The organism is Pseudomonadota bacterium, from assembly GCA_010028905.1.
Lineage (GTDB): Bacteria > Vulcanimicrobiota > Xenobia > RGZZ01 > RGZZ01 > RGZZ01.
The window spans coordinates 1-1,049 of sequence record RGZZ01000924.1; the positions used below are offsets into that span (position 1 = coordinate 1).

Here is a 1,049-nt window from a genome sequence, read left to right on the forward strand (position 1 = left end):
AGGCCGATCGCATCTTCGCGGTGGACATGCTGGCGCACGTCCGCTCGCAGGTCGCCAAGATCGTGAGACTCGTCGGCGAGGTGCAGAAGGTCATCGACGACACCGACAGATTCGTGACCACGACGGTGGCGCACCCCGCCCAGCAGGTTCGCGATCTGCTCGTCGCCGTCCAACCGCTGCTGAACCTCGTCAACTCGTTGAGATCCCTCGGAATCTTGTAGGCGTGCAGACCCTGCGAACAAGGAGGATCGACCCATGTCTCTGATCACGCAGCTCGGATCCGATCTCGATGAGACGTTGCGGCTTCTCGGTGACTGGAACCGTCTCTCTGGTGAGACACTCACGAAGCTGACGCCCCGTGCCGCCGCATCGACAAAATCGAGCGACGAGGTCGCAATGAGCTTGAAAGGGGTGACGACCGCCGTGCAAGGCCTGGCGGCCACAGTCTCCGACTTCGAGAAACAGGCCACCAGCGCCAGCGACGCCGTCATGACGCGAGCCGGCCGTTTGAAAGACACAGCAACCCGAGGCCAGGAGAGCCTAAACGGCCTACAAGCCACGGTAGGAACCCTGCTCGACGAGATGAAGACGCTCATTGGTAGCAGCACCGCCCTGCTCGACGAGCACTCACAGCACCTGGGTGAGGCCTTCAAGAATCTGGCCACGGCCCGTCAGGGGCTGTCGAACGGTCTTGACCAGAGCCAGACCGCCACGCTGACGGCCATCGCCGAGGCAGAGGCACGCCTCGAGACCGCTCGCGAGCGCATCGAGGCGTCGCTGAAAGACACGCTGCGCGAGCTGAGCGCCGTCTCCACCGATCTCGGCGCCACCGCGAAGCAGCAGCTGGTCTCGCAGCTCAAGACATCCACCAGCTTCTTCGAAACCGATCTGAGACAGTCCATCGACGTCAGCCTCGATGATCTGAAAACCGCCTCGCAAGCGCTGCTCAACGCGCTGCGGAAGCAAGTGGGCAACGTGGCCGAAGAGCTGAAGCAGGCCGTTACCGGCCTGGTGAGCGACGTGGAGAAACTCGGCGCGCAGATTCCATC

The 1,049-nt window shown here is 62.9% G+C and carries 2 protein-coding genes; both read left to right on the top strand.

Annotation, left to right across the window (positions count from 1 at the left end; all coding sequences use genetic code 11):
• The coding region (locus tag EB084_26400; GenBank protein ID NDD31794.1) for a hypothetical protein at positions 1 to 221 on the top strand (221 nt) is incomplete at its 5' end.
• A gap of 34 nt (positions 222 to 255) precedes the next feature.
• The coding region (locus tag EB084_26405; GenBank protein NDD31795.1) for a hypothetical protein at positions 256 to 1,049 on the top strand (794 nt) is incomplete at its 3' end.